The 26,186-nt window shown below is 63.9% G+C and carries 17 protein-coding genes; 6 read left to right on the plus strand and 11 right to left on the minus strand.

Annotated elements, in window-relative coordinates; translation table 11 throughout:
- The 6 genes from MHN84_RS28880 to MHN84_RS28905 all read left to right on the plus strand — a co-directional run.
- Positions 1-197: hypothetical protein (locus MHN84_RS28880; RefSeq protein WP_241207903.1), on the plus strand; the 197-nt coding region annotated here is incomplete at its 5' end.
- Between the two features lie 106 nt (positions 198-303).
- Complete coding sequence (locus MHN84_RS28885; protein WP_241207904.1) at positions 304-1,014, plus strand: hypothetical protein; 711 nt, start codon at positions 304-306, stop codon at positions 1,012-1,014.
- On the plus strand, positions 1,011-1,802 hold the full coding sequence (locus tag MHN84_RS28890) for a hypothetical protein (RefSeq protein ID WP_024449562.1): 792 nt from the start codon (positions 1,011-1,013) through the stop codon (positions 1,800-1,802). Before MHN84_RS28885 ends, MHN84_RS28890 begins: the two co-directional genes overlap by 4 nt.
- Complete coding sequence (locus MHN84_RS28895; protein WP_024449561.1) at positions 1,802-2,575, plus strand: hypothetical protein; 774 nt, start codon at positions 1,802-1,804, stop codon at positions 2,573-2,575. The genes MHN84_RS28890 and MHN84_RS28895 overlap by 1 nt, the downstream gene beginning before the upstream one ends.
- Complete coding sequence (locus MHN84_RS28900; RefSeq protein ID WP_024449560.1) at positions 2,572-3,405, plus strand: DNA adenine methylase; 834 nt, start codon at positions 2,572-2,574, stop codon at positions 3,403-3,405. The genes MHN84_RS28895 and MHN84_RS28900 overlap by 4 nt, the downstream gene beginning before the upstream one ends.
- Positions 3,402-3,743: a hypothetical protein gene (locus MHN84_RS28905; protein WP_024449559.1), complete on the plus strand. Its 342-nt coding sequence runs from the start codon at positions 3,402-3,404 to the stop codon at positions 3,741-3,743. Before MHN84_RS28900 ends, MHN84_RS28905 begins: the two co-directional genes overlap by 4 nt.
- Before the next feature lie 234 nt (positions 3,744-3,977).
- On the opposite strand, the gene MHN84_RS28910 is transcribed toward MHN84_RS28905, so the two are convergent.
- The 11 genes from MHN84_RS28910 to mobF form a co-directional block, all read right to left on the minus strand.
- The gene (locus MHN84_RS28910) at positions 3,978-4,910 is read right to left on the minus strand and encodes an S-4TM family putative pore-forming effector (protein WP_241207905.1); all 933 of its coding nucleotides are present in this window, start codon (positions 4,908-4,910) and stop codon (positions 3,978-3,980) included.
- Positions 4,911-4,922: 12 nt separating this feature from the next.
- A complete protein-coding gene (locus MHN84_RS28915) occupies positions 4,923-5,780 on the minus strand; it encodes a nucleotidyltransferase (protein WP_241207906.1) in 858 nt (285 codons plus the stop codon).
- Positions 5,781-5,967: 187 nt separating this feature from the next.
- Positions 5,968-7,605: a hypothetical protein gene (locus MHN84_RS28920; protein ID WP_241207907.1), complete on the minus strand. Its 1,638-nt coding sequence runs from the start codon at positions 7,603-7,605 to the stop codon at positions 5,968-5,970.
- Between the two features lie 318 nt (positions 7,606-7,923).
- The gene (locus MHN84_RS28925) at positions 7,924-10,719 is read right to left on the minus strand and encodes a DNA methyltransferase (RefSeq protein WP_241207908.1); all 2,796 of its coding nucleotides are present in this window, start codon (positions 10,717-10,719) and stop codon (positions 7,924-7,926) included.
- Positions 10,716-14,018, minus strand: a complete 3,303-nt coding sequence (locus MHN84_RS28930; RefSeq protein ID WP_241207909.1) for a helicase-related protein — start codon at positions 14,016-14,018, stop codon at positions 10,716-10,718. Before MHN84_RS28930 ends, MHN84_RS28925 begins: the two co-directional genes overlap by 4 nt.
- Positions 14,019-14,091: 73 nt before the next feature.
- A complete protein-coding gene (locus MHN84_RS28935; protein ID WP_241207910.1) occupies positions 14,092-14,520 on the minus strand; it encodes a hypothetical protein in 429 nt (142 codons plus the stop codon).
- On the minus strand, positions 14,517-16,661 hold the full coding sequence (locus tag MHN84_RS28940) for a hypothetical protein (RefSeq protein WP_241207911.1): 2,145 nt from the start codon (positions 16,659-16,661) through the stop codon (positions 14,517-14,519). The genes MHN84_RS28935 and MHN84_RS28940 overlap by 4 nt, the downstream gene beginning before the upstream one ends.
- Positions 16,658-17,038, minus strand: coding sequence for a hypothetical protein (locus MHN84_RS28945; protein WP_241207912.1), 381 nt, complete (start codon positions 17,036-17,038; stop codon positions 16,658-16,660). The genes MHN84_RS28940 and MHN84_RS28945 overlap by 4 nt, the downstream gene beginning before the upstream one ends.
- 65 nt (positions 17,039-17,103) lie before the next feature.
- On the minus strand, positions 17,104-18,477 hold the full coding sequence (locus MHN84_RS28950) for a hypothetical protein (RefSeq protein WP_241207913.1): 1,374 nt from the start codon (positions 18,475-18,477) through the stop codon (positions 17,104-17,106).
- 3 nt (positions 18,478-18,480) lie between these two features.
- Entirely contained in the window at positions 18,481-19,782 is a 1,302-nt protein-coding gene (locus MHN84_RS28955; RefSeq protein ID WP_241207914.1) for a site-specific integrase, read from the minus strand.
- 257 nt (positions 19,783-20,039) lie between these two features.
- Entirely contained in the window at positions 20,040-25,928 is a 5,889-nt protein-coding gene (gene mobF, locus MHN84_RS28960; RefSeq protein ID WP_024449558.1) for a MobF family relaxase, read from the minus strand.
- Positions 25,929-26,186 lie beyond the last annotated feature (258 nt).

The raw sequence follows: 26,186 nt of genomic DNA on the forward strand, positions 1-26,186 counted from the left end.
GCCCCGGTCGTCGCTGGGGCTCTCGTGGCCTCCAAAGCGGTGGCCAGTCAACGGAAACGGGACGACAGCGCATCCGGACGCCGGTCAACGCCGCCACCACCGTCCTCATCCTCGGCGTCGGGCGGGGGATCCGGCTCCGGCCCTGCCCCGTCGAGCTCGGGACGGTCGGGCGGCAGCGCGCCCCCATCGGGGCGTGACACCTCACGCAATCGAGCCTCGGAGGCTCGGGGCAGCTCGGATGAGCCGCCCCCGTCTGCCGGGCGCCGCGGGAAGCCACCGCAAGGCTAGACAGAGGAGACCAATGTGACGACGCACACCGCGCAACTCATCGGCGGCGACTGCCGCACTGCGCTGCCTCGGACGCGACGCCGCGGTCAGGCCGCAGCCACCGGCGACGCCAACCTCCTCGCAGCTCGCCTCTACTGGGCAATGTCGCGGCTGGTCAATCACGGATGGGTGGTCGAGCAGTTCGGCCCAGAAGGATGGTCTGTCCGCGACGGCGTGGGCCGGCTCCATTCGGTGCGCGCCGACACGGACGGCGGCGGGGAACCCCTCCTGCAGGTCCAGGTCGGCCGGCTGTTGGCCGAGCTGGACCACCTGAAGCCCGACGACCGCGCCGCCGTCGTGCGTCGGGTCGGGGCGAGGCTGCGGCTGCACATGTCTGCTGGCAGAGCGCATCCCGACGATGCGCGGCAGCCCTGGCATCTGCCGTCGGTGGTGGGTGAGCAGCCCTGTGCCGAGGTGCGGCGGGCGTACTGGGCGGCGATGACCTTGACCGACGACTACGGCTGGCAGATCACCAACGTCCACGCCGACGGCTTCGAGGCCGTCACACCGGGCACCACCAGTCCGACGGCGTTTCGCCGACGGCGGCGGGGCACGGGGACTACCGCGGACACACTGGCCCATCTGCTGACCGCGACGAGCGGGCACGTCGCCGAATTGGCTGCTCTGGTCTCGGCGCATCAGGCGACGACGCGCGCGACCCGCCTGCCGATCGGGGGACCGCGATGACGACCCTGGCCCCTCACCGACGGAGCGGCCTCGCTAGGGCCGACACGACCGGGCCGGAAGACCACGCGGCGGCGTTTCGCCAGATCGCCCACGCGCTCGACGCTGAGGAGACGTTCGGTGACACGGGGCGTGGCCAACAGCGCACCGAGCGGCAGCGGTGGGCGGCCGCCGTGCACTTCGCGGTGCGTCTGGCCGGTCGCAGCGAGGAATTGCTGACCCTGCGTGATCGCTGCGGCGGTCACGGCCCCGGATGCTCCTGCGGGATACTCGATCCTGGCGGCATCGGCAGTGTGCTCTGCGATTACGCGCAAGCCCCCCAGGACCCGGTGGCTCAGCCGGGTCATGCGATGGGGTTGACGCTGCGGCGGCCGTGGGCGTCGATGCTGATGGTGCCCACCGAGGCCGGGGGCAAGAACGTCGAGAACCGCACCGACACTACGACCTACCGAGGCCCGGTCCTGATTTACGCCGGTGCTCGCCTCGATCGTGCCGGGGTCGAGTTGGGCGGGCGACAGGGCCTGCACTGCATGGACTTCCACACCGCCCAACAGGGCTGGCTGGGTGCCGCAGTGCTCGTTGACGTTCACCGCGCCCGTGGGTGCTGTGCACCGTGGGGCAACACCCGCAAGACCCAGCAGCTATATCACTGGGTGTTCGAATCACCCGTTCGGTTGGCCCGCCGACCGTGGCGCGATGGCGCACGCGGTTTCGTTGGCCTGCAACCGGTTTCCTGGTCAGCACTGATCAATCCGAAGGTGTATCGCGGCGCGCGAGAAGGGCAGGTGTGATGGACGACGACAACGACTATGGCGCCGGCCGCGGCGGCCCGCTGCGCACCGAAGCCGACCGCCTGCTGCAGGCGAAATACCACCAGAAGGAACGCGAGCGACGCAAGCGCAACGCGTTGAGCCGGCTCGTGGACGTACTCGATGACGTTGCCCCGCAACGCCGCCCGCGCCCGCACCACTTGGCCGATGTCGCCAGCTTCTACGGCGTGCACCCGCGCGCCGTGCTGACCGTGCTGCGCCGCCACCGGGAGGAGTTTGAATCCGACGGTTGGCGCGAAAGCGATCCGCACCGCCACGTCGGCGACTACTGGCCTGACCAGGCGGTGGTGCGGGCGGGGCTGCTGCTGGAGCGGTCCGCAGTGGCTGACCAACTGCGTCATCTGCTGGGGGAGGGGACACTGCCGCTGGTGTACTCCCTCAGCGATGCGCGGATCAACGAGTGCCAGCGGTTGTACCGCACAGCCTTGGGGGTTGTGGGCGATGTTCACGATCTGAGCCCCGATGAGCTGTGGCATAGCCTGCAGCAGACCGACCGCTACGAATTAATGGCGCTGGTGGTGGCGCTTGCTGCGCTCATCGACTACGACAAACCCAGCCCGGGCGGGTGGCTTCGGGGGCTGAGCACCCCCACCGGCAAGCGTAAGGACGGCAGCATTCGGCGTGGTCTGGCTCTGCTGATTCCGGTGCGGCAGAGCACCGACGAGCGGCGCCAGCCCCGACCCGGGTCCGCACTGAACTGCGCGTCCACCGCCGATAGTGCCGTCGCCCAATGAGAGCAGACACCGCAGTGGTCTCCCCACTGGCCGAGCGGACAGCGGGCGCTCAGGAGGCCGCCGCCCGCATCGCCGCGATGCTGCCCCAGCACACCCACTACGTGCAGTTGCAGTCCGGGGGCTTGGAGGTGCTGCTGCACAAACCGCCCAGCCATGCCGAAACCATCAACGACACCAGCCAAGACGTCGTGACATTTTGGAGGGTGCTGCGCGACCGTCCCCATGAGCTGCACCGTGTGTGCGCGCTGACCCCGCTCAGCCGCATAGAGTTCGACACCGCCCGCGGTAGCGGTTCCCACCTCGGCGCCGATGATCTGGAGGCGGCCCGGCGGGTGTGGGTGGTGCTGACCCAAAGCGCCGACGGGCCTGCACGGATGCGCCCACAATGGCGAGGAACGCGACGTCGCCGGCAGCACACTGAACCAGGCACTGACATCGAGCAGATGGAGTCGCTGGCGCAGCGCCTCAAGGAGGTCACGTTGGAATGCCTGCCTGCGGTCAAGGTCGTCGAAGCTCACGGCGGCCATCGCGGCGTGTGTTTCTACGCCGATCTGAGGGCGAACCTTTTGGGAGCCCAAGGTGCCGACCCTGGTGCGGCCTTTCGCCCCGGACCCGACGTGCTGCTGTCGGCGTTGGCCAAAATCAAAGCGGCAGCGGTGGTCAGAGTGGACCACACCGAAGTCGAGATGACGGCACCGCCCGGTTGGGCACAGGCCACGCTGACTGTGCAGACCGGGCCTGCGGTGCTGCTGTGGTCGAACCGGCCACTACCGGTGCAACAGCCCCTGTTCGACGTCGATGACGCCACGGTTGGGGCGCAGACACCGTGACGCGGGCCGAGACCTACCAACTGCGGGCTCAGTTGCTGGAGCTGCTGCGGGAGGCCGACCGTCCGATCAGCAGCGCGACGCTGGCCAGAATGCTGCCGTGGCACACCGAGCGTTTGGACCTCGGCTGCGAGCTGGTCTGTCTGCCCCCACGCCGCACCCGCAATCTGGAAGTGGTGGAGTGCCACGGCAACTGGCACGTCGTGCGCCGCCCACGCTCCTCCCAGGACTCGGGAGCCGGCATCTACCGCCATCTGAGAAGCCTTGCCCGCGAAGGCATGGTGCGGGCCATCAACTTGGGGCCCCGCCGGGTGGAATGGGAGTACATCCCACCTCGGTAGGTCGGCAGGCGTGATCTGTGCCTTTCACCCGAAGACGAACACCGCCGACAGACAGGGTGGTTCCGTACATTGTTTCGGCGTGTTGCAGACCGCGGCGCGTTTTCCACGCGCAGCGGACTGTCGAAGCTCCCACACGCAGCGATCGGAACTTGGTCTTGCCGTACCAGTTAGTCGCCCACAACGTTCCACCACGTGGTGGGTGAACGAGCGTGACTGGGCAAGCCCGATCTCAAATTATTCTCGTACTGGCCTGACAGCCGCCCATAGCTCCGCTGCCGCGGAATTCATCGCCTGCTCGTTCTTCCGTCGAGTCCGTGCGTAAATGAGGTCGGGCACCAACGGTGCTGAGCGTCGCAGACTGTAGAGGCGTTCCTGCCAGACGAGCAGATCCTCGTCGTTGAGCGGGTTGTCTCTGGTACCGCGTACGGCGTGTTCAATGTCATCGGCCATCGAGCGCCGGTCGGCGCACGCCTGCGTAGACGACCGCAACTGCTCACCGATGTCTAGGCAGGCCGGCAGCAGCGGTGCTGCCACACCAAGCAGAAACGTCGTCAGGCTGGTACCGATAATCATGCTGGTCATCACAATGACAACCGTCCAGACGACCAACACTGTCAGCCAGTAACGAGCGTTGAGGCGCTGCAGCCGTTCGGAATAGGCCGCGTTTGCCCGCTGCGCTATAGCCACGCACACCGTGCCTGCGGCGTCGCGATCCAGCGGGTACCAGCCCAAGAGACCGCCCTGCTTGGCGCGGTCCAGCACCTCTGTATCCGAGCCAGCGAGCTCGGCGACATCCTCAGGGGTGGGGCGCGGTACTCTCGTAGCCAGCGGCGGCATGTCGAAGACGAGCCTGTCGAAATCTTCCTGGACCGCCGCGCCCTGAGCGGCGAGTTTCCCCTCGAAAGCTTTGAAGATGGTGCGCGACAGGAAGATCCATACGCCAGCGACCGCTCCCACCACAACCGCGGCTTTGGGAAAGAAAACTGCCAACGGCGGTGCCACTATGCCCATCACGCTAAACCCGATCCACCGCAGGTAAGTCCAGCGCTTCGCCTTCGCATACAGAGCTCGCTGGGCAATCAACAGTCGCAGCGCCCCCTGGGAGTCCTGCGCGGCGGCTATATCGGCGGCGGCAGGGGCCGCATAGTCGTGTTCTTCGGTGTCCATCTGCGCACCCTGTTATCCGTAGGTCGGAAATTTCATACCGAAAACATTGCGCCACAGTGGAATCGCCTCACTGTGCTTGTCCGTACATGCCTTCAGCCAAGCGCTACGCGCGGTGTTGGTGGCGCTGGCGAGCTGGGCCGTGATCGCCTGCCTTTGTTCGTAGTTGAGATACCCAGAGACGTCTTGACCTGCGTGCCAGCACCAGTGGATCTCCGACTGCGCAAGCTCGAACCACTTGAAGACAGGCCAACTGTAATCGTCCCACGATGTGGATAGTTTAAGCGCGATCACTTCGAGGTGATAGCTCTGCAGCTTCACCGGCTGACGACGATTCCAGTGTTTGAGCATCGTGATCACTCGCCGGAAGCGGGACCCCCGAGCCGTAACCGCCGCGGCGATGTCGCTGCTGTGCTGGGGAGGGTTGGTCGGCAACCAGATCTCGCGTGTCATGTCGGGAATCTCGTACCCTGTGACCTTCCCATTGTTGTCGTTCACTCGTGACGCTGGGACAACATCGATGTTGGGCCAGGACTGGAAGCTAACCGTGACGGCTTGTCCGTTGCGCCGTCCTGCCCCTGCCTGCCCGGTCCCCAGAGCATTTTTCACCGCGAGCAGCACCTGCGACGGTCGGCGGTCCTTGATGTGTTTGCCGTAGTGGAGCACCGCCATCACGTCGACGTCCGCATGCTCCTTTAGCGCGGTGTACCGCGGGATTGAACCGAAGGCTATCGCCTCCAGTACCTCGATGCCGTTGTTGCGCAACCTGTCCACCACCCACTCTCGACGCGCATTCGCCGTTGTGCGATGGTCTCCAGGTAGATTAACTTCCTCGTAGAAGCGGGCGAACGCCGCTTCAGTAGTCCAAACCATCTCACTCCATCGTCAGTGCCGACAGCCGACCCATCGCTGCCCTGGTGGTCAACGGATGACGGCTGGAACAAACCCTAGTGGCCCCCACCGACACGCTGATGTTGGTCGACGGCACCCGCCGCGCCGGTTGGCACGCGTCGTCGCGGTCAATCTGACTCGTCGAACCGGCCGCTTGTTCCTTGGACGGCTACACCATGCTCGCTGGGTGCCACCCGAACATCGCCCGGTGAAACTTCGCTCGTTCGGGCGGCTCAGGATCAACGTGTCCCAGCGGCACTTCAACGCACCCGAGGAATCGGCTCGGAGCTGGAGCACGATCCGCCTCGCTGGTCACGGTTTCATCGGTCGACTCTTTCGCTGCGGCAGCTTGCTCAGCGGCGATCATGCTGTTGGGCTTGTTGCAGAGGATCAGTCGCGTGAACGCTTCGACGTACTCCAAAGCTGCTCCCATCAGAGTGAACCCAGCAGTGGCCAAATCCGCGGACATTACTTGGGGGCCGAAGGGCGAAATGGGGTCTGCCATCCACACTCCGAGGTCGTCGTAGTGGGACTGGTCCAGATTCCCAGCTTCAGGTGCGAAATGCGGGATCCCGCCTAGCATCAGCGCGGCATTAGTGGCGTTCCCGTATTGCCGTCCGGGCTGCGGCACGACCTGGAGGATGCCGTCGTGGATGTGGTTGCGCAGGTGTTTGCAGACCCAAGCGTATTTCTGTAAGCGGATCACATCGTCGAGCAACGTTTCGTCATACTGCTTCTGGACCAGCTTGTTAACGAAGTCGCGTGAGTCCAGTGACTGGTTTCGGATGGTTTTGTGATCCTTCGACGTGTCGAGCAGCCATGCGTACAGGCGTCCGTAGATGTCGAATGCCGCTGCAAGGTAGAGGAGTTCACGATCGAACGCCTCAGCGGCTGTCTCGACTACGTCGCTCCTGCGTTTGTCCAAGGGGTTGGACAAGGCGGCGAGCATGTGGTCCAGCGCACGTGCTGCGCGGGCCAACCGGATGAGGATCGAATTGAAGGCCTCGGCGCACACGGGACCACCTTGCGCGGTCGCAGCATGTGCCGCGGCGAAGTCGAAGAACGTCATCGCGCTGGTAACGCCCCACAGGTACGAGTTCACGATGGTTCCCGTCGACTCGGTCGTCTCCCACGCGCCGCCACCCAGGAGTTGACCGCGCTCTATGGCCACGACCGGGTTCGAGGTGACTCGCAAATAGTGCCCGATGAGGGCAACCGCGTCGGCGGGAGTTACCGTGACGACGATGTCGTTGTCTCCGACATCTGTGCGCCCGGCGACTGCCCGATTGGTGACGATCACGTCGATCTCTACGGCTCCGGCGCCGGCGGCGTAGGCAGCGGCGGTGTGGCGTTCATCGAGGCTTAGAACAGGCGCGTCGGCAGGAGCGGTCTGCTCGTCGAACTGTTGGAAAATCGGGAAGAACCGCGCAACCGACCAGCCTTCCTCCGTTTCAGTATTCGTCGTGATGTGGAACTCCGCCGCGTCCATGAATCGGCCGGCGTCGGTGACCGTGGTGAAGTCAACAGTGTGTAGCACCGGCTTATCCAGAAGCGTCGACCATGCATCTGGAGGCTGATCCATTCCGTTCGGCATCAGCAGGTGGACTTGGATCTCGTCGCGGGTGAGGAAGCCAGTGAGGTAGCCATCCGCAGGAGGCTGCGGGATCGACTCGACATCGATGCCGAGCCTCATTGGCCGTGTCTCGGGCCGTAGTGGAAACAAGGGAGTGGTCTTCTCCCTGACCGGCGGCCGCACGTAACGCATGAACCGCTTGTTGGGACGGCCCTGAGGGATCGCGATCGTCATCCCAGCATCGTCGCACCGCAGTATGACAACCCAACCCAGCATTGTCGGTCAGGCCGTCGCACCTGCACTCAGACTTCACGCCCACACGAGGTTGCCCATAGGCACTCTGGATATCGGCGGTCGAACTGGCCAAGCCGGTTCACGACCAGCTGCACGATTCACGATCCAGGTGTGACGACGTGCAAGTCAAGGATGTCGTCACGGTCGATGAGCATGATCTGGCTGCGTTCGGAGGCGTCAAGGTCATTGCGAGCCGCTTACGTGATCTGGCCGCAAGGCGACAATGAAGGGTGTCGCTAGGACACGTTTGTTGTGGGACTAACCTCGGCGCCGGCGCCCAGTTGACGTCTGCGTGGGCTGCGGCGCCGTGAGGGCGGCATACCGCTGGAACAGGATATGTTGCCGGCGCAGGTCTGTGCGATCATCAGCTTTCACGGAGAACAGCTGGTCGACCTCGTTATCCAGCGCGTCATGCGCCGCCATCAGTTCGACCGTCAACGCTTCGGGCGTATAGAGATCAGCGAGCGCTACGTCCGGTTGAAGCGAGCGAGCGGCGATGACGCCCTTGCCGGCATCAATGATGCGGGCGCGTGCCTGCTTGTCGGTGTGTGGCAATGGGAAGGTGTTCCACGTCAGGAGCTTGTTGAACCGGAGGTCAGACTTGATCCGGCCGCCTACGGCTTTCTGCCAGGTGATGAACATAGTCGATGAGATGATCGCGAACACGAACCCATCAGCATCGGGCGACAGGAAGTTTGCGTCGCTGCAGATGACGTCGGCATCGTATCGGGCGCTGAGAAAATACGGCCGGTTCTCGCTCACGTGCCGGGGAATGCACAGGTAAGCGATATCCGGCTGTGCGATCTGTCGGAATAGGTGTGCCGACGATGCCGCCTCCCTGGTCGACGCTGCTCTGCTCGCCGATCGAAACGCGCGCACTCCCTCTACTCTTTCTTTGAGGACGGGGCTGTCGACGATGTCGTGTTGCGGGGCGTCGACCAGCCAGAGGCAGTGTCTGTCAGTGTTGTGCAGCAGTTCGCGTGCTCCAACGAATTTTCGGACATACTTGGCCGCGATAGGGTCGGCGACGACGACGTCGTAGTCCGCTGGTTCGACGATGAGGCAGCCGTTGTCGGTTGGCTTGTTACCGTACGAAACCTCGCCCAGCTGCAAATTCAGAGGCCGGGTCGTGGGGTTGACGATGATCGTGGGGCCGTCTGTGAGGTATGGCGTGATGTTTGTGACATCTGTGACTTCGATGGGTTTGCCATCGATGGTTTCGTACGCGAACAGGCGCGGTCTGCCGCTGTCCTTTTGGAATCCGAGGATTACGCAATGCACAGCTGCGCCGCCAACCGCTTCGGATGTCCAGCGGAACGTTCGGTGAGCGAAGCTGATCTTCCAGCCTCCATCAAAGATGGCGCTGAAGAGCGGAGCCACTACTTCGCCTTGAGTAATCGAGTTCGTCGATACGAATGCCCATCGGCCAGAGTCGTTTTGGAAGTAATCGATAGCTTTCGCGTACCAGCCGGTGACGTAGTCGAGCGTGCCATGGTAGCGCGGTCCCCATACTTCCTGCAGTTCAGCCGTTTGTTCATCGGACCGGAGCGAGATGCCTAGGAACGGCGGATTGCCCGCGATCACTACATCTTTCGTTGGTGCGAGAATGGTCGCCCAGTCTGTGGAGAGCGCACTGGTCGCGACGATCGTTGCCTGAGTCTGGATGGGGAGTCTTTGCGGGGCCTCGCCGAATCGTTCCTTGAGTTTGAGGTCACATTGGCGGTCGACAAGAAACATCGCTGTTTCCGCGATTCGCGCTGGCCACTCGTCGATTTCGATTCCATAGAAGTGGTCGAGTGTGACCTTCAGTGCGAGGGTTGGGTCGAAGGCGAGTTGGGATGCGCCGGCCAGTTCCTGCAGGCGTTCCATGATGCGGAGCTCAAGGTCGCGGAGTTCACGGAAGGCGACGATGATGAAATTTCCGCAGCCGCAAGCCGGATCCATGTACCGAATGTCACCCAGGCGTTTCCAAAGCCGTGTAAGAACGCCCTTCTCGTCTTTCATGGTTCGGGCCCGGTGGAACTCAGCACGGAGCTCGTCGAGGAACAAGGGATTGAGGGTCTTGAGGATGTTCTCCTCGGAGGTGTAGTGCTCGCCGAGTTCGCGCCGAGTCTGCGCGTCTCGGACCGATTGGAACATCGACCCGAATATCGCTGGGCTGATTGTTGACCAGTCGACCACACAGGCATCGAGCACCGCTTGGCGGAAGTCCTTGCTGAGCGTGGGTAGGGTTATCTTCTCCCGGAACAGGCCGCCGTTGATGTGAGGAAGTGCGGCGTTTATCCCGCGTGCTGCGGCGCCGCCGGGCGTATCGAGGGCCTCAAACAGTTCGGTGAGTTGTTGCCCAAGAGTGGATGCGTCGGCGGGAGTCTGTACGTGAATGAACTCGAGGAAAGCGTCGGGCACCGGTTCACCCTGTTGGTCCTGCCACATTTCGGTGTCATCACCGAACATCAAGAATAGAAGTCGGGCGAGAACGATGGAGATCTCGTGGTCACGCTTCGCGGGGCCGTAAGAGGCCGGATAGGCGGCTTCGAGTGCAGAGTACATGCGCGCCATGAGTTTTGAAGCTTGTTTGCTTTCGTTGCGTGCTTCGACGTCGAACGCCTCACGGACCTTTGTTAGTACAGTGTTGGCGTCGAGCACAATATCGATTGGCAAGCGGATGACGTCGAGTCTGGCAGCGAAGTTGGGGTTAGCTCGGCCGTTGCGGTGCCGGTGGCTTGTCAGCCTGGTTGATGTCGAGTTGTCCTTGGTGCGGCGAGCCGGCCACCGCCAGACCTGTTCATCGTCGTCATGGAAGATGACCAGTCGGTCTGTGGTCGTCTTCGCGATCAAGCGGTCGAGCTCGGCTTCGATCTTGGAGCCGGGTTTGTTGTTGCACACCCAGACGCGCAGGCCTTTGTAGGACGAGATATTGGTGGCGGTGTAGGTTTGCCCATCTTCGGCGGTGTAGCTGATCGGCGGGGAATCGGGTGCACTCCAGTTCAGCTCGTGCAAGAAGAGTTCTTGGTATAGGTGCTCCTCAACGAGGCTCAATGGGGTGCCGGTCATGCTTCACGTACTCCGATCGAGCAGACGAGTTTAATGTTGTCGGTCTCCGATGACTTGATAACTAGGCGGTCTTCTTCATGGAGCTGGTTGAGTAGGTCGGCGATGTCATCGACGCTGTAGCGGTTTCGACGGGCCTGACTAAGCCGCATTGTTGCGTGCTCGGTGAGGGGCTGTGCGTGCAGCGCGTTGAGCGCGTCAATTGACTTCTGGGCGAACAATGTTCCAGCGAGGCGTTCCCACACCCACTTTCGGATTCCTTTGAGGTTTCCAGCCGCGATCGCCTCAATTGTGAGGGGCCCGTGGACGAGGGCTGTTTGTCGATCGAAGTGATCGGGCCGGAGTTCCGCTGTGGGCGTGTCGATTTGGGCGCGGAAGGTGCGCATGGCTTCCAGCGGTGTGAGTAGTCTCTCTGCGGTTGAGCCGTCGGGGTTCGTAGTCGATGTCGCAAACGCGTCGACGCCGGACTCCGTACTGACGAAGCACGTTACGCTGCCGGCGTTCTCGTCGATGTATTGCTCGCGGGTACTGTGGACCATGTCTTGCATGCCGAGAACCTTTTTGGCGATCTGCGGGTGTTTGGTCTGCGCGTTGGACCAGACGACCCATGCCTCGCTCACGGCATCGGCCTCGTTGTCGGCTTCGTCAGCATCGTCGCTCACCTTGCCCTTGTAGAAGTCGTCGAGGATCTTGATTTCGGTGTCTCCGCCGAAGAACTGTTCGTCGGCACCGAATGCCTCGGCCGCGGCACCCAGTCGTGCACGGATGCGCTGTCGGAGGTTGATCTGAGCTTCAACGTTCTCGTGGCTGATGAGGTAGACGAAGACTTGGTCCGACTTCTGGCCAACGCGGTCGACACGGCCGGCACGTTGGATGAGTCGGATGATCGCCCAGGGCAAGTCGTAGTTGACGACGATGTGGGAGTCCTGCAGATTCTGGCCTTCGGAGAGCACGTCGGTCGCGACAAGGACGTCGATCGCGTCCGCTGGGTCTACTTCAGGAGGTTCTTCCTGCCCTGGGATCCGGTTGGAGTGCGGTGAGAACCGGCGGGCAATATCGGCGGGGTCGTCGGTGTTTCCTGAGACGACCGCAACCTTTTCCACACCGGCTTCCTGCAGTGCTTGGGCAACGTACTCAGCGGTATCGACGTATTCGGTGAAAACCAGAACCTTCTCGCCAGGATGGTCGTTGCGGAGCAGGTCGACCAGCGCGTTGATTTTCGAGTCACGGGTCGAGTCCCAACTGCCAAACCGATCGAGCATGGTTGTGAGCATCTCGTTGTCGCGTTCGAGATCCATGCGGAGAGTTGTCTTGAATACCGTGGAGTTGACCCATTTCGTCTTTGCCGGGAGATTCTTTCGGAGCTCCTCGTAACGGCTAGCGAGCGAACCGTGCGGTGTCGGGTCGTCCTCGACGTCCTCGTCGCTGACCGCGAACTGCTTGTCGGTGAACGACCCGACAGGGATGGGCAACTCATTGTCGATCGCATGCAGGAACAGCTCGTTACGGGCCCTCTGGCGCTGCAACGACACGATGAACGAGTGCCCAGACGACGACAGTCGCTTGAACAATCCGGTGCGGACAAACCCGCTGACGTTTCCACGCCCCGAGCGAATGTCATCGAGGATCTTCGTATCTGCCTCGGTGTGCGGTGCTCGTGGGTTGTCATAGTCGGCAAGCCGATAGCGCGGCAGCGCCAGAGTGCTCACGGCGTTGAGCGTGTCGTTGTCTTCCATCAGTTTCGCGGGATCGTCGTCAGCGAAGTCGTGGCTAAGTGGGCGGGCAATCCTAGTCGGGAAGTGGAACTTCTCGCCGTTCGCAAACTGGAGGTACGGCCGTTGCTCGGTGGTTCCGTCGGGCAGGGTGACCTGTTCTGTCTTGGCCGTTCGCTTGATGAAGCTGCGGGTTCGCCTGACGAGGTGGTCGCTCATCAGCCGGCGCCAGTCCTCTGCGTGGTCGGAGCGTCGGAATGCGGCAAGTGTGTTGATTTTCCCGTCGACTTTGTCGCGGAGCCCGGGCTCTGCGGCCAGTGCCGCCGTGGGGACGATGCCGAGATCTTCGTCATCGTCGATGTACAGCGCGATTTGGCTGGCGACGTCTTGGAATGCGAGGTTGTATGGGGTTGCAGTTAGGAGCAACACCTTGGAGCTGTTGCGGCGGATGTACTCATGGATGGCCTCGTAGGCGATGGTGCTGCTGTTGCGCAGGTTGTGCGACTCATCGCAGATGACCAGATTGAATCGTTTGAGCTCAGGAAGCACTTTGTCGGCCATCGAGTACGGGACCACACGCCCATTGATCTCATACTCGTCGAGGTGCTTGGCCCACATGAGTTCGAGATTCTTCGGACACAACACCAGCGTCGAATAGTCCTCGGCAGACTGCAGCATCAAGGCAGTAGCGATGGCCGTCAGCGTCTTGCCGAGACCAACGACGTCGCCCAGCATGGTTCCGCCTCGGCGAACAATGCGTCGAGCGAGCGTGCGGACTGCACTCTCCTGATAGTCGAGCAGCAGGTTCTGCATTGATGTGGGCAAGACGTAGCCGAGTCCATCCCGGGCATCTTGGGACAGTGCATGGCAGACCTTGAGATAGACCTCAAACGGGGTGGGCTGTAGGCCAGCCGCCCACGATTCTGAGATCAGCTGGATGATCTCAGCGGTGATGGGCAACGAAAACCGGTCGGTCCACCGTGCTTCGAACCACTCAGCGATCTTGCTGTTGGCGTCGGAGTCTTGGACGTCGATGTTCAGCTCTAAATTCGTCGTCAATCCGGCGTGGGTGAGGTTCGACGACCCGACGTAAGCCCATCGTGAGCCGTGGCTCTTTCCTGGGGCGTGAAACAGGTAGGTCTTTCCGTGCAGTGGCTTCTCGGTGAAGACCTTCATCTGCACTGCGCCGTCCTCCAACTGCCGCTTCAGCGTCTGGAGGGTCCGCTGGCCTTCGACGGTGGCCAGCCCACGCATGAGCTGGTTCCGCAGATGCTTAACGAGCTGGTCGCGGCGGGCAAGTGCCTTCTCCCGGTCGTGTATGCCTGCCCCGTAGCCCGGGGGCTGAACCTCGCGCTGCAGGGCGTCGAGGATTTCCTGCGAGTCAGCTGGCGCGACCATCCCAATGAGTACCCGAGCAACAGGCTCTGCACCTGTTCGAGCCTTTGTGTCGACGATGTCGGCCATGCTCGACCAGCCGCGCAAATCGAGGTAGCCCGTCGCAACGTCGACCGTGTCGAAGTCCTTGAGCGAGACGCGCAGAGCGTCCTTCAAGCGTGTGTCGTCGCTGAGGTTGTCAAAGAGGTTCGGCACTGGTGGTCATGTCCTTGAAGTCTGAGTGATCTGTACGCAAATCCCGCCGCAACCCTGTCAGGGTTGCAGTGGGTCACTTCACGGCGGGCTGTGCCTTCCCTCCTGCCCGCAGCGGAACGATATTGTCAGTTTGGGTCCGATTCAATCGCAGCTCATGGTTCTCGAGTGCCAGTACGTGAATGATTCGTTCGAGTTGACGAATCGTCGCCGTCAGAGCCGTGACGTCCGCGGTCAATTGCCTGGTCTTTTGCAGCGCTTCAGCCTTTTCCTCCTCCAGTGCTTTTATGGCTGGCGATTCCACCGAGGTGTTCGCGATGCGGGCGCGGAACTCGACCTGCAGATCGGTGTGCCGGTGGGTGAGCAGCCAGCGCTTGACGTGTGCCTCCTCCGCAAGCGACTTCACGGTGAGCTTGCCGTCGGAGTGCAGTGCTTTGCCTTGGATGAGTCGGTCCATCGCGTCGCGGATCGCACGCCGTACATGTTCGTCGGCCTGACCGGTCATCGCGACTTGCCGCTGTCGTGATGCTCGTCGACGACGGCTTGGAGGGTAGTGATTCGTTGTTCGAGCCGGCCGCGTAGCGGTATCGGCGTTGTGGGAGAGTCGATCTCGGCTCGATGCTGCGTGATGGCGTCCTCAATCTGGGCGACGTTCTGGTCAGTTCGGGCGATGTTGCCGCATCCGGGTTGGCAGTGAGAGACATCAGGTGATCGGCGCCGGCTTGCCGTGACCTGTCGGTCGGGGTGACATAGCGCCTTGGATTGGTCATAGCAGCAGGTGACGAACTGTTGGGGATTGTCGTAGATGCGCAGTTGGGGGTTGGCGCGGAGGGCGGCCGCCTGCTTGTTGCTCATGTAGCGGCCACGGAATTGCCGACCGAAGAAGTGAATGGCCTGGGTGTATCGATCGGCGGCCGGGCCGCTGATCTGCTCACCGTTTTCGAGGCGTTGATGTGCGTCTTCGAGGTAGTCGGCTCGGGCGAGGGCTTCCTCCATCGGGAAGACGTCTCTGAGGCCGCTGGCGACCCGTGATCCGTAGCCGTCGGTGGTGTAGCCGCGCAGGTGTCCGTATTGCACGCCGAGGGCCACTCGGCCGCCTGGTTTGCGGTAGATGAACCAGGCCAGTGTTCGCCTGAACCGTGTAACGGTCACAGATTCCTCCGGATCGGCGGGGATCGCTTCGTGCCTACGGCCGAGTCTCGTGGCGGCGCGATTGCTCCAACCGATCAGATCCTGGATGCGATCGCCGACCATGCGGGTGTGGACGGCCTTGCCGTTGTTGACCGTGCAGGGCCACAGTGAGAAGGCCTCGATCGGGAACAGCAGTCGGGAGGATGGGTTCAGTGCCTCCATCACCCCGACGGCTTTCGCCACCGGCGCGATAGCCAGCCAGGGCTGTTCCCGTTCGACGCCGGCGGGTATCGCGTTGCCCGACTTATCAAGTGCACCTTTGAAGGTTCTTCCGTGAATCCGGTAGTGCAGTTGCCCCGACGTGGGATCGGTGAGGGTTCGACAGCAGCCGCGCTCCAGTGCGCGGCACTCCTCGCCGCGCATCCCGGTTAGGTAAGCGACGACCACAAATGCGGCGGTCGCCAGGTGGCGGCACAGCTCCTCGACCTCGTAGAAGTTGATGGCCGGGGTCCAGTCTGCTCCATCGATGGAACCTGTGATCGGCATGGGCAGGTGCGCTTCCTCGCTCAGCGTCAGGCTGCCGACCAGTGATTGTGTGTTGATCACCTTGGCTTCTTCGGGAGATAGACCGATCTGCCAGCCGATGAATCCCTTTGCCAGAGAGCGCATGTGCGGTCTGTTGCTGCTCACCCATCCCGGTAAGGTCTTTGATCCCTGGCGCCGCTGCTGGACATAGGCGCGGAACCGTGGATAGGGGTCGAGGACTTGAAGGCTGGGCGGGATATGGCGTGGCGTCGCTTTCAGTGCCTTTGCGGTAAGGATGTCGTCGCTGAAGTCGGTGACGAAGCGCAGAGCCCACACGAGTAGGCCCGCCATCGTCTGCGGATGGATGGGGGCGGTCTTGTTCTCACTGGACCAGTTGGCAGGGCCGAGCACCGAGGTGCGCCCGATATGGCTGTTCTCCCATAGTGGGCGTGCGAGGCGGTCGGCTTCGGGGAAGTAGGGAGCGTAGAGCCAGGCACGGGTTACGGCGAAGAGTATGTTGCCCACGTTCTCTCGTGAGCCGCGGTGTCGTTTGAGGTGCTCGGCATATTCGTCGTAGACGTCGTCGGTGACCGCGCTGAACTCGTAAATGTCCTTCTCTGCCAGCCACGTCATCCACTGCCGCAGGAATCGTGCGAACGTGCACACGGTTGCCGGCGCGAGTTGGCTACGCGCCGCCGAGGAGCGCTCCAGATCTTCGACCGGGGTCGGCTTGTTGATGCTCGCCCAGATCAAGCGCTTGGCCGTGGCGACATAGCGCGGCGGGAAGGTGTCGAAGGCGATGCTCAACGTGCCCGACACGGTCTGTTTCTGCACCAACGGTGTGAGATCCCATCGGTTGGCACCTACGGTGGAGAGATTTCCTCGCAGTGCTTCAGGCACGCGCTCGGTGTCGGCGATGACCGGTTCGGCGTCGTCAAGTTCGAGCTGACCAGTCTGTGGTGACCACGAGTTGGCTGCTGCGGTGCTCACGCGTCGAGATTCCTTCCGATGAGCGCGGTGACGACTTCCCGGTCAGCGTCGGTGACGTGGCGGCGGGCATCGCCGATCTCGGCCTTGGTCGCGTTCTGTTCGAGAATCGCTTGCAGTCGGGCGTAGTGGTCTCGGTAGTCCGTCTCCCATCGGGCTGGGTCAACGAGGGTGGCGACGTTGTCGAGGGCATCCAGCAGCGTGACCAGGCGCGGCAGATGATCGGGGGTGATGACCGCGTTCGTGCAGGTAAAGCAGGCGAAGAATGAGGCCGGGCACGGTTCGCCCGCGGTGGCCGCGAACGGGCTGTTCAAGAAGTCGGTGCACGCGGTGGTGGCGGTGTCGAGGTGTCCACCAAGCAGTAGCTTCAGTGTCGGCACCGGGATATCCAGCTGTGTCGCGGCGGTTTCCGGATCTCTGCGGGCGGCAATCACCTCGGCGGCACTCAGCGAGCGGATCGTGCCGTGGCTTTGGCGTGAGCCACAGCATCGGCTTGTCCGTCGATGATGGTGTCGGCGGCCCCTTGTGCGGTGGCTGGGTCGGGGTTGCGGTAGGTGTCTTCGCTGACGGATTCGCTGTTCTGCCGGGCATGTTGGTTCAACACCTGCTCGGATAATCGCAGCCGTCGCAGACTCACCCGCAACGGTGTGCCGTCGTCTGCCTGCAGGCCGGCATCGGCCATGTAGTGATCGCCGATGCCCGCGGTCAACCATTCCTGCCGGAACGGGCCATCGTCGGTGAGGTTCTTGTGCCGGTGGGCGATGAGCAACTTGTCCGACGGGGTTCCGAGCTGTGCAAGTGCGGTGCGGCATGGCTGGGTCAAGTTGAGAGCGTTTTCCCAGAGCTTTCCGGCCTCGCCGGCGAGGATTTCGGCGCTGTAGCGCTTGGTTCCTCTTCTCGGTTTGTCGGTGTTGACGGTGTATACCGAGTCTTCACCGGCACCGTCGGATGCTCGGAACGACGTGACGGTGAGGTTGTCCATGACGGAGAGGTTGAATCCTCGCTCGCACACGAGAAGGACCATCAAGCAATAGATTTCCCGTATCGACGGGAACAGCGCCTGCGCCGGATTGGACACACCGGCCAGCTCGAAGCAGCCCTTGAGGACCACCCGGTTGGCGAGGTACTGCGAGGGGAGCATCCCGTTTCGCGACAGATACTCCAGCAGGGATCCGGTGTTCCACCGCGCCCCGCCGACCTTGAACGTGATTCCGTCACCGACATCACCAACATCGCGGTACTGGTGCAGCCTCTCGGTGTTGGTCCGGATTCTGCGGAGCGCTTGGCGTACCTCGCCCTTGGCGGCACTGCGGATCCGTCCGAACTCGTCGCGACTGTAGGAATCATTCTCCGGCAAGCGCTTCCGAGGCTTCACGGCCTTCGCGCGCATCGCTTTCCGTGTGGTTTCGGGAAGTCGCGGAGACTCCGACAGCACGGTTCGCATGAGATTCACTTGCCCCGGCCAGCGGGCCTGACGTTCTTTCTCGGCGCGCCAAGCCCACCACACCTCGGGACCGAAATCGGGGATCGAGTGGACGTCGGGGAACTCCGTACCCAGGTAGGTGATCAGTTGTCGCGCGGCGCTCACCGCCGCGTCGACGGTCGCCAGTGTGCGCCAACGGCCACCGGATTGGGACCCGTTTGCCAGTGCGGTGACGAGGTCGTCGATCAGTTCAGCGGGGGCGTGGACGTCATTGAATGAGAATGTCCTTGTGCGTCCTGCCTCGTCGGTGAAGCAGAGTTGTCGAAGCTCAGCGTCTACTGGGGCGGGCCGGGCGTACTTGCTGGCGGGGAGTGCCGCTGTCCTACGCGAGGCCACCGCTCACTGCTCCTCGGTGTCGACGATTCCGGGGGCCGCCGCCGCGATCTGTGTGATGAAGTCGGCGATCGATGCCTCCTCGGCCATGTCGTCATTGAGGAACAGGTCTACCTGCAGTCCCGACACGGGTTCGAGGTAGCAGTTGCGCGTAGTTTCCAGGCTTGCGTGGCCCAGTAATGTTTGAACTAAAACCCAAGGGTCACCGAAGATGTGGCGATACTCGCGTCGTTCGGCAGGGGTGATGCCCATTTTGCGTTCGTGTGCGTAGATCAACGTGACCAACATCCTCAGGGCGAACGAGTGGCGCAGCATATGCGGGTGACAATGGATGTCTACCCCAAGGGTCTGACACCGATCGTTGGCCGTGGAGAAGATCGCCTCCCAGGTGCGGTACGGCAACGGCAAACCGGCTTCGGACAGCCACACCATCCACGGCTCAAGCCCGCGATCAGTGGTGATGTAGAAGTTGAGCCGATCGTTCGCGTCGAGGCTGTCCAGCGGTACCGTCCCCTTGCTGCCGTCGCGGTTGGTGAAGTGGACACGGCGGTGATGGTCCACCGTGTCGACGATCTTGATGTCGGTCAGCGCGTCGTAACGACCTTCGGAGCGGGCCCGGTGAACCGCTGCCGCCCGGGTTGAAATGACGTAGTTGTCAATGTGTTTCAGTGCTGCAGCGCTGATCCAGAAATCACGGCCGCGGCCTTTCGCGACGGCTTGACCGACTCGGGCCTTGGCGTAACGCACTTGGCTGTCGGCGCTGGGAATCTCGCCCAGGACCAGCGTTCCGGCTTCGCGCAGGCGCAGTCCGCTCGACCACAACGCTTCGGCGAACGCCAGGTTACGGCCGTCATTGCGTCCTCGCCACGTCGAATCCCGTCGCCCGTCGCCGCGGTAACCACCGAGGCCGACGTCGCGCCAGCGTTTGTACGCTCGGGGTGTCAGCCACTTCAATTGGACCGAGCGGACACCAGTCGGTTGCAACCGCGTGGAATCCGTATCCCCGGTCGAGTTGGGTTTGTGCAGAGCAAGGGGAGAAACGTCCACGTTGCCGCGCCACTGCTGCCAGTCGTAGAACTTCTTGATCGCCGCCAGATCCCGCGAAAATGTTGCTGCACCAACGCGACCCGGATTCTGTTGGTCGCGTCGTCGCCAGAACTCATAGTCGGCAAGATGTTCAAATGTGGCAGCCCTCCAGTCGATGCCTTGAACCGACAGGAAGGAGAGAAACAGCTGGATGTCCGGGGCGTAGGACTCCTGCGAGCCCGGCGCCAACGATTGGAACGCGGCCGACCGGAAGAATTCCAAGACCTCAACGTCCGGTCGACCATCGGGCATCAGGAGAAACGGCTGCCCCGGACGGATTCCGAGCGCAGCCTCACGCGCTGCTAGATCCGGGAAGTCGGCAAGGACATCGGACCTCGCGGTGTACGACCGGCTAGGCTGCCGCGCCCAACACAACCTCCACCGGGAGCTGTCGCCGTGTTGTTCCACAGCAACAGAACCTGCCACAACACACTGACATTTTACGGAAAGGCGGGCTCACCGCGAGTTCAAGATTTCGGTCACTCGGCGTGGCTGCGGCTGAGGGAACGCTGGGCGTCGCCGCTCATGTTCTGCAGTCGGTCGTGGACACCGTGGGCGCTGCGGTGGTTCTGGAGGAGGCGGTCATATTCGGCCAGGGCCTCGGTGATTTCGGGGGTGCGCTGCTGGGGGTCGAGGTCGCTGGCTTGGGTGAGTGCAGCCTGCAGGTCGGGGGACTGCGAGGGGGCGCTGTGGTTGCGGATGGTGGAGTCGACGCTGAGGGTGCGCGACCAGGGCAGGTCTTTGTTGAGCAGTCGCAGCAGCGGCGCCGACGGTGCGGTCGTCCACTGGCGGGTGTCGGTGTCGATGAGCACCAGGCGGGCGTCTGTACTCACCGCGCTCTCGGCGAGGTCAGCGATCTGGGCGGGAGTCAACCGCTGGGCGTGATCGACCACGACGGTGGTCCCCGGTGCTGTGGTGGCGGGGTCGAGGCGAAGTGTTGCGGCGTCGACCATCTCGGCGTGCAGTGCTGCAGTGTCGGGGTCGTTGAGGACGTGGGCGGGAGCTGACCAGATGATGCGGCGATCGCTGGCCCGTGCGGCGCTGGCCAGCACCGCCATCTGCGGGATGAGTTCGGCGCGGTCGCTGGCGGTTACGGGGGTGATAGCGAAGGGGTTGGCCGCCACGGACGCCAGCGTGGACGCCGGGTTGGGTGACAGCTTGGCCAGCACTTGGGGGTCGAGGTGCAGCGGGGGCTGGAAGGTGTTGTGGCCGGCGGCGGCGAGCACTCGCAGTTCGGTGGTGATCTGGGGGAGCTGTTCGATGATGTGATCGGCGGTGCGCATCTGGGCCTCGGCGAAGGCGCGTGCCGCGGCCGATTCGGCGGCCAGAAGTTGGTCGAGCAGGCGGCGTAGTTCGCCACGGCGCGCGCTGAGGAGTCTGGTGTCCTCGGTGCGGCATTGTGCCAGCAGCGCGTCCACGTCGGCGTGGGTGACGACGTTCTCTGGGCCACCGGCGGCGGCTTCGCGCCGCTCGGTTGCTTCCCGCAGTGCCGGGTACCAGCGTTCGGCGGGTGTCTGTTTGGGCAGCACCATCTCTTTGAGCCAGTGCAGGTGCTGGGCGGCTGAGGCGACGTCGAGTGGGTCACTGTCGGCGTCAGCACGCAGGGTGTCGCAGTCCTGTTGGGCGGCTTCGATCAACGCCAGGCTGTTGTTGTAGGTCTCGTCGTCGTCGTGCCAGCGGTCGATGACGGATTCGATCTCGGCCAGGTATGGGCGGTCGGCGTCGGCGCGGGCACGCATCGCCGCGATCCGGGGGCCGGCGGCCTCGACGGCGGGGCCTCCGCTGGTGGACTGCACCTGGGTGGCGAGCCTCTCGTAGTCGGACAGGGCCGCCTCGTACCGCTCCCGCAGGGCACGCACGTCGGCCTGGGCGGCGGCCAGTGCGGCGGCCGGGGCGGGTCGCGTGGTGGACAGGGAATCGAAGTCGATGTTGGCCTCGGCGGCGACGTATTGGTCGTCGGGCGGGGCCAGCCACAGGGCCTCGGCGGGGTCGGCGGGCAGATCGTCGTGGAAGCCCAGCGCGGCGGCGAGCACGTCGGAGTCGGCCAGCGCGTCGGTGAGAACAAGTGGATCGGCCACTGGATGGGGGCGCTTCGGGTCGGGGTGCAGGTGCTGGAGTTCTTCGTATTCCTCGTCGGTCAGCGGCGGATGCTCGGGCGTTGGGATTTCGTGGTCGTAAGGGGAGTCGGTGGTGAACAGGTCGATGGAGTAGGTGAGCAGGCGGGCGTACTCGTCGGGGCGAAGGTGATGTTTGAGTGAGGCGTCAGCGTCGGCCAGGTGCTCGGCGGCGACCTGCAGCAGCTCCAGCGGTCGCCATCGCTGGGGGTCTGCGTTGGCAATGGCAGACACCAGCGCGGGGAATGCCGGGTCGGCGGCGATCGTCTCGGCCAGGGCGCTGCCGAAGACGGTGTGCAGGTCGGTCAGCCAGTCTGGGCGTAGCCCGTTGTGGGCGGTCTCGACGATGGCCGGCGACAGCGTCCCGCACAGTCGCCACCACAGGGCGGCGGCGGGGAGTTCGTCGGGCAATGGACGTTCGTCGGCCGCGGTGAGGACGAGCTGTGCGACGTCGACTCCGGTGCGGGATGCCTCGGCGAGGTGGGTGGCCAACTGTGGCCAGAACGGGTCTTTGCGGATGTGCGGGTTGATGGAGTCGACCAGGTTGTTGTAGCGGCGGTGGCCGATCTGGGCGCCGACGATGGCGGCGGCCCGCTTCTCCAGGCGGTGTTGGGCGGCGCGGAGACGGGCGGGATACTGCTCGGTTCCGGCGATGCGGGTGTCGGCGTCATCGACGTCGGTGGCGGCCCGGTAGACGGCCAGGTCGGCGGCCAGCGTGGCGTCGGAGCCGACGATGGGCCGCGCCCATCGTGGTGCGGTTGCCGTTGTCCATGCTGCGGCTTCGGTCCGCACGGCGGTGTCGAGTTCGCGGATCAGGTCGGCGCGGCGGCTCAGATACGGACCCCAGTGCGGGTCCTCACGCAGCCGTGAGGGGATCGCCGGCAGCCACGGCAGCGGGCCGGTGCCGCCGGAATGAGAGCCCGACGGATCGAGTCGCCAGTCGATCACCGCGGCGGGATCGGCGGCGTCTTCGAAGTCGCCTGCTCGCACGACAGCGGTGAGCCGCTTGAGCGGGTTGTAGCCGTTGGCGGCGATCAGCGACAGGTGCTGGCGCAGCACCGGCCACGCGGTGGCCGTGGTCAGGCCGGGCAGAATCTCCTCGGCGCGACGGTCGAGCGCGGCGTGCTCAGCCGGGGTGAGGAGTTGTTCTGCCGCGGCCCCGACCGCGTGGTTGTACATGTGCGCAGCGGCCGACATTCGGCGGCGCGGGTCGGCGGTTTCGCGCTCCAGTGAGGTGGCCGACACTTGGGCGGCGTCGCGGGCCAGGGCTCGCGTCAGCACGTCGACGGCGGTGTCGGGGTGGGTCGCCTTCGGGGTCAGGATTCGGTGCGGGTCGTTTTCCGCAGTGGAGAAGTAGATGTGGTTCTCGCGCACACCGCGGGTCAGTGCGGTGTAGATCTGCTGGCGGCTGAGCCGGTCGGAGCCCACGGTGTGGCAGCGGTGGCGGGCGGTGGCGCCTTGGGCGCTGTCGATGGTGGCGGCGTATCCGAGGGTGACGTGGGCTCGCACGTAGTCGCCGGGAAGGTGGCGGTGGGCCTTGGATTCCAGGTGGGTCACGGTCAGTGATCCGTCGGGTCCGACGGCGGTGACTTCCCACCGATAGCCGTTGCGGACGAAGTCGTTGGGACCGACGGTGAGCATCCGGGCGTTCTTCTTGGTGAACACGATGTCGCCCACGCTGGCGCGTGAGCCACCGGCCAATTCGGCTTCCAGAGTGGGTGCCTGATCGCCCAGTGAGGTCAGTCGGTGCAGCCGGGCACGCTCGTTGAGTTCGGTCACCAGGTCGTGTGTGGGCGCCAACAGCAGGGAGTGCTGGCCCTGTTCGTTGTCCTCGCGCCAGGCGTCGAACGCCATGTCGACGGCCATCGCGTCGGTGCCGACATGGACTCGCTGCTGGTCGATGTAGAAGGCGATGCCCGAAGGGTCGCCCTCGCGCAGCGCCAGCCCGGCCTGGGCTTCGGCGGGTGAGGCGAACCGCATCACCTGCGACAAAGTGATGGCTCCGCTGCTGTGGGCGAGGTCGCGCAGCACGCCGCCGGCGCTGATTGACGCCAACTGTTTGTCGTCTCCGATCAGACGCACCGAGGCGCCGCGGGCCAGTGCTGCTGAGATCACCGAGTCCAGTGCGAGGGTGCCGGCCTTGCCCGCTTCGTCGATGATCAGCAGGGTGTTGTGGTCGATGCGGTCGAACCATTCGCGGGCAGGGTCGCTCGCATCGGCGTGCGGGTTGTTGTGCAGCCAGTTGAACTTGTCCACGGTGTCGGCGACGTCGATGTCGATTTCGTCGCGCAGGATTTGGGCCGCACTTGCGCTGGGGGACAGCCCGATCACGGTGCCACCGGTGCCCTCCCATGCCCGCGCCAACGCCGACATCGCGGTGGTCTTTCCCGAGCCTGCCGGGGCCAGCGCGAGCATGACTCGCTGACCGCGGCTGGCCATCTGACGGACCAGTTCGGCTTGGCCGGCGTTGAGTTCGCGTCGGTGCGCGGCCTCTGACAGCAGCGCCATCTCGACCTCGATGGGATCGACTTGTCGGCCGTCGGTGAGGGTGGCGGCGGCCAGGATGCGCTTCTCGGCGGCCAGGATTTCGGCGCTGGTGTAGGTCTGGCTGCCCGCCAGTCGGTAGACGCTGGTGCCGTCCTTGCGGCGCAGCAGTGCCGGTTCACCGAGGTCGGTGTCGGGGCTGCTGGCGTGCCGGATACTCAACGGTTCCGACAGTGCGATGTCGGCGATCTGCTCGGCCAATCCGTCGGTGTTGGCGTGCCCGGTGGACCGAGTGACGCGCAGTGCTTCGGCCAGAACGTGGGTGCGTTGCCAGGTCGAACGTGACTGGGAGACGGTGGCGATGACGCGCTGCGCCTGGGTGGTGAGCCACTCGGAGGTGATGGTCGCAGCGCTGCGGGCGCGGCCGCCGAGGCAGCGCCCGAGCATCGCATTCAGTGCCCGCTCGTCACCGAGAAGTCCGATCGCTTGGGCTCGCCATTCCTGTCGCTGTTCGGCCAGGGAACGGGGTTCGTGCTTGGCGGCGCGGGTGGAAAGGTTGGCCTGTTGGAACAGTGCGATCGACTCGGGTGTGGTCGGTTCGCGGCCGTGTTCGGCTTGGAACTTCTTGGCCAACACGGCGTATTCGGCGTCGATGGCGGCCCGCCGGGAGGACCATAGTTCGAGCAGCTCGGGGTTGACGCCGACGACTTCACGGACCTCGCGCTTACCGTCGGGGGTATGTCCACGTGAGGCGAACCGCATCCCCAGCTCGGCGCCGAGGTAGGCCTCAAGGCGGGTGTTGTACAGCTCGGAGGCGGCGACGGTGCAGGCGTAGAGGGGACGACCGTCAAGCGCATACCAGCGCCAGATTCCGTCGGTGCCTTGTGCGCGAACCTTGTTCGACACCGCGACGTGGGTGTGTAGTCCGGGGTCGGAGGCGCGGGTGTCACGGTGCAGGAAGTGGGCGGCGATGAATCCGTCTGTGTCAACCTGGGCGACACCTTGGGCGCCGATGCGGGTGTAGGCCGCGTGGTCCTGCAGGTAGTCCTGGGCGTCCTCGACCGCGCGGGTGTGGCACTTCTCGATGATCTCGGCGATGTGCAGCGGGGCCAGCGCGTAGAGCGCGGAGACGCTTTTCACTGGCGTGTAGGTCATGTCGTAGCCCGCCACTGAGGTGGTGAGCTGGCGGGTGCCGCGGGCAATGTATCCGGTCAGTTCGCGTTCGTCGGCCGGGGGTCGGCCGTGTTCTTCTTCGAACATCTCGCCCGCGATGCGGGTGCGCATCGCGGCCCGCTGTTCCTCATCAATGGGGGCGTTCCAGTGCTTGCCTTGGCTGAGGTTGTGGTCGCGGAACGCAACGGCAAGCCGTTGCTGCAGCGCGGTTTCCCCGGCGTTGACGTGAAAGGGACGGCCGAGTTTGACCGCGGCCAGCGCACCGTTGCGGGTCGCGCCCTGGGTCATCAAGTGCCGAGCCAGCGGAGTCGCGTTGGGATGGACTCCGAGACCGAAAAGGTTCTTCATCTGATCCTCGGTGACCTCGGACCCGGCCTCGACGTTCCACAGTTGCGCGCCTTGGTCTGTGTAGGCGCGGTGCTCCATCCCGGCGGCCAATCCGGCAAGGCCGCGTCCTGCCCACCGTCCGGGTGTCTCCCCCTTCGAGGAGTAGTAATCCCCGAGGGAATCAGGTCCTGTGTGGGTGCGGTCATGGGCGGCGACCTGCCGCACCAGATACAGGTATCCGGTGCCGGCAGTGAGCTTGTGAATGCCCATCACAGCTCGGACGTTAAGCAGCGATGATGACGATCCCAAGCCGCGGACACCCCTGGCCGCACAGACCTCGTTACCGTTCCTACCGGCGCAGGGGTCGTATTCATTCGGGGTGAATACGCCTTCACGCTGGTTGTCCGTGGCCATGAAAAAGTACCCACTGGTGGTCAAGTCGAGGTATCCGTTTTTGGCCAGGTAAAAGTATCCACCCCGTGTTCGTCGTGTCGATCAGGAACTGCGGGCCCCGACGGTGACGGTGAA

Source organism: Mycobacterium sp. PSTR-4-N, assembly GCF_022348085.1.
Taxonomy (GTDB): domain Bacteria; phylum Actinomycetota; class Actinomycetes; order Mycobacteriales; family Mycobacteriaceae; genus Mycobacterium.

What these genes read in the sequence shown, in the direction of transcription:
- MHN84_RS28890 (WP_024449562.1), top strand. Translation starts at nt 1,011, where the DNA reads ATGACGACCCTGGCCCCTCACCGACGGAGCGGCCTCGCTAGGGCCGAC.
- MHN84_RS28895 (WP_024449561.1), top strand. Translation starts at nt 1,802, where the DNA reads ATGGACGACGACAACGACTATGGCGCCGGCCGCGGCGGCCCGCTGCGC.
- MHN84_RS28900 (WP_024449560.1), top strand. Translation starts at nt 2,572, where the DNA reads ATGAGAGCAGACACCGCAGTGGTCTCCCCACTGGCCGAGCGGACAGCG.
- MHN84_RS28910 (WP_241207905.1), bottom strand. Translation starts at nt 4,910, where the DNA reads ATGGACACCGAAGAACACGACTATGCGGCCCCTGCCGCCGCCGATATA.
- MHN84_RS28915 (WP_241207906.1), bottom strand. Translation starts at nt 5,780, where the DNA reads ATGGTTTGGACTACTGAAGCGGCGTTCGCCCGCTTCTACGAGGAAGTT.
- MHN84_RS28920 (WP_241207907.1), bottom strand. Translation starts at nt 7,605, where the DNA reads ATGACGATCGCGATCCCTCAGGGCCGTCCCAACAAGCGGTTCATGCGT.
- MHN84_RS28925 (WP_241207908.1), bottom strand. Translation starts at nt 10,719, where the DNA reads ATGACCGGCACCCCATTGAGCCTCGTTGAGGAGCACCTATACCAAGAA.
- MHN84_RS28935 (WP_241207910.1), bottom strand. Translation starts at nt 14,520, where the DNA reads ATGACCGGTCAGGCCGACGAACATGTACGGCGTGCGATCCGCGACGCG.
- mobF (WP_024449558.1), bottom strand. Translation starts at nt 25,928, where the DNA reads ATGGGCATTCACAAGCTCACTGCCGGCACCGGATACCTGTATCTGGTG.